Raw genomic sequence first — 3,405 nt, 5'->3', positions numbered from 1 at the left:
ATTCCGACACCGACGCCAATTCCGACGCCGACGCCTGCGGAAACTCCAATTCCGACACCGACGCCAATTCCGACGCCGACGCCTGCGGAAACTCCAATTCCGACACCGACGCCGACGCCTGCGGAAACTCCAATTCCGACGCCAATTCCTGCGGAAACTCCGACGCCTGCGGAAGCTCCAATTCCGACACCGACGCCAATTCCGATATCTGCGGAAACTCCAATCCCGACGGCTAAACCTGGGGAAACGCCGATCGCCAATCAGAATTCGATCGCCCCAACCACATCTCCAACAACCGAAACCCCCACACCTGCGCTAATTCCTGCTGCTTCGGAAGACTGTATGTGCGATCGAATCACTTTACCCGATCGCACTTTCATTCCCGGCCCGAATATCCCTGAAAATACCCTCAACGGTACTGACGGTAAAGATACTCTAATCGGCAGCGATATTAATGACATCATCAACGGTTTCAACGGCAGCGACTGGCTAAATGGCTTTCTCGGCAACGACAATATTTACGGTGGCCTTGCTAGCCCAGTTACTGTTGGTGGGGATGCAGACAGCGACACCATATTGGGCAACGAAAATAACGACTATCTCATCGGCCACGCTGGGAATGACATTATTTATGCCGGTAAAGATCATGATGTGGCGATCGCAGGCAAAGATAATGACGTAGTTTGGGGCGACAAAAGCAACGATACCCTACTTGGCGATGAAGGTAATGACAGTTTATTTGGTGGCACTTCTGAGGCGTCTGACGGTGACTTGACAGGAAAAGATTTGCTTTTTGGCAATAACGGCAACGACGTTTTGTACGGACAAGAAAGCGAAGATACTCTAAGCGGCGACGAAGACAATGATACCTTACACGGCGGCAAAGATAACGATATAATTTGCGGGGATTCTGGCAAGGATTTGCTGTTTGGAGATTTGGGAAATGACACCATCTGCGGTGGCGATGGGGAGGATACGATTTTCGGAGATATTGACAATATCGCTACGGAAGCTAGCAGTCAACAAGATTATTTGTGCGGTGGCAGTGGCAATGATTTAATTTTCGGTAATCAAGATGCCGATCAATTGTGTGGCGGTGACGGTAGCGATACTCTGTACGGCGGTAAGGGTGATGATACTTTGATTGGGGGAATGGGCGACGACTGGTTGAGGGGACACTTCGGAAACGATACGCTGCAAGGGGGAAGCGGGCGCGATTACTTTTTCTTGACTGCGGGAGAAGGCCAGGATGTAATCGCTGATTTTACGCAAGGTGAAGATTTATTAATTTTAATGGGAGGGTTAACGGTCGATCAACTCAGCATACTTCAAGAAAACACTACAACTTTTATCAAAGTTGCCAACACCGATCAAATCTTAGCTAGCCTCAAGGGCGTGCCAGCTAATCTCATCACTCAACAGGATTTTACAGTAACCGGGCTACCTGGTTTGCAGATAATATCGAATCCGGTTGTATCAGAATGATCGCTAATATCATGTCCGATCGATTAACTATAATATCCCGGTCGGGGTGGGTTTATGAGATTGTCAATTATTGGCAGGTATTGTTGGTGAGGGGAGGCTCTTCCGTACTTACCGCTGCTCCAATGTTAGTTAAAGGTTCATGAGAATTGTGACTCTCGAATAAATAATGAACAAGTTAATGACAAGTATTCTCAATTTGCCCGGTGTCGTAGTAGAAGATTACAAACAGACAGGAGAAACATTAATATTAGTAATAAAATCACAAAAAACGACAGCCTCTTGCCCTGTTTACAGTCTATCCAGCCATCATTTGCATCAAATTTATAGATATCTAGTGAGAAATTTACCAATTGGGAATAGAGAAGTAATGTTGAGAGTAAATAGGCGCCGATTTAAGTGTAAAAATTGTCGCAAACCTTTTAATGAAAGTTTAGCGTTTCTCGAAAAAAAATTACCAAGAGATATGCACAAAGTATTGCGGAACAAGTTGTCCATTGTGACATTAATAACGTGGATAAAAACAATAAACTAACAGAAGAAGAAGTTTGGTAAATGGTAAAAGCTGTAGCCAATAAAATCTTACCTGTTGATGTAAAAAAGTTACATAAATTAGGCCTATAACAATCCTAAATCATAATCAAGATCATGATAGAATTATATGCAATACTAGATCATGAAAAAAAATGAATAACTTACAACTGCCACAAAAAGACATGGAAAAAGAAATACCCCAATTAGAATCTTTCATTAAAAGCGATATCGATGCAAGAGAACTAAAACGAGCCATAGCTGTCAGGATGGCGCTTGAAGGTAAGTTGTACCAGGAAATTAGCAAAATGTTAGGTGTAAGTGAATTTTTTGTTGGTTATTGGAAAAAAATTTTAAAAACCCAAGGAGTCGAAGGAATAAAACTAGGATATAAAGGCTCGCCAGGGTATTTGACAGAGCAACAAACGGATGTAGTAGTCGAGTGGTTAAAGAATAAACAATATTGGACCTTAGAGGAGTTAGTGACTTATGTAGAACAAGAGTTTGGTGTGAGCTATAAATCAAAACAGAGCTATTATAAACTTTTCGAGGATGCCAATATTAGTTGGAAAAAGACTCAAAAAATTAATCCCAAATCCGAGGACGAACTGGTAAAAAAAAAGCGGGAAGAAATTAACGAGATTTTATCGAAAAACAAGGCGGGCATAGAATCAGGGGAAATAATAGTCTTGTTTTTAGATGAATGTCATCTACTTCATGGGGATCTGACAGGCTACGTTTGGGGTCTATCAGATAGGAGGATTGAAATTCCAATTACTAATGAAAGAGAGCGACAAACTTATTTTGGTCCTCTCAATTATCAAAGCCAACAATTTCACGTTCTTGCGTCATCCATCTGGAGATGGGAAATCAACGGTTAAATTTATTAAATCTTTACAATATAAATATAAAGGTCGGAGAATTATATTAATTTGGGATGGAGCTAGTTATCATAAATATGGAGAGTTTAAAGATTTCTTATCAACAGTAAATAGTGACAAAGAACCTGAGGATTGGTCAATTACTTGTATTTTATTTGCTCGGAATGCTCCCCAACAGAATCCCGTTGAAGATATTTGGTTACAAGCTAAAAACTTTTTAATAAAGTATTGGTATTTATGTAGGTCTTTTAAGATTATAAAATTTTTGTTTGAGTTCTTCACTAAGGAAGATAAATTTGATTTTCCCAAAATCCATCAATATTGTACATAGAAAATCATTTAGGATCGCTATAGTATGGTTATGGCTTTTTTAACCAATCTGTTAATTCTAATATCCCGTCACCCAAACAATTACTTTTTTCAAACAAAGTATGAAACTGGGTAGTAGTGCATAGTAATGGTACACTTGAGGTCAGAACCCTGAAAAATTTCAGTCAAGTCGATGAATTGT

The 3,405-nt window shown here is 40.7% G+C and carries 3 protein-coding genes; all 3 read left to right on the top strand.

Annotation, left to right across the window (positions count from 1 at the left end; all coding sequences use genetic code 11):
• On the top strand, positions 1-1,485 hold a 1,485-nt coding region (locus QUA42_RS25270), incomplete at its 5' end, for a calcium-binding protein (protein WP_333141117.1).
• A gap of 166 nt (positions 1,486-1,651) precedes the next feature.
• Positions 1,652-2,017 (top strand): transposase family protein, encoded by a 366-nt coding sequence (locus QUA42_RS27900; RefSeq protein WP_445301367.1) that lies wholly within the window; start codon positions 1,652-1,654, stop codon positions 2,015-2,017.
• A 151-nt stretch (positions 2,018-2,168) separates the two neighbouring features.
• On the top strand, positions 2,169-2,894 hold the full coding sequence (locus QUA42_RS25265; RefSeq protein ID WP_333141115.1) for an IS630 family transposase: 726 nt from the start codon (positions 2,169-2,171) through the stop codon (positions 2,892-2,894).
• The last annotated feature ends 511 nt before the right edge of the window (positions 2,895-3,405 follow it).

Source organism: Microcoleus sp. Pol11C2, assembly GCF_036701505.1.
Classification (GTDB): Bacteria; Cyanobacteriota; Cyanobacteriia; order Cyanobacteriales; family Microcoleaceae; genus Microcoleus.
The sequence above is the reverse complement of the archived record's forward strand: the minus strand, read 5'-3'. Positions and strand labels throughout refer to the sequence as shown.

Coding starts and splice junctions, on each gene's coding strand:
- QUA42_RS25265 (WP_333141115.1), top strand. CDS start 2,169: ATGAATAACTTACAACTGCCACAAAAAGACATGGAAAAAGAAATACCC.
- QUA42_RS27900 (WP_445301367.1), top strand. CDS start 1,652: ATGAACAAGTTAATGACAAGTATTCTCAATTTGCCCGGTGTCGTAGTA.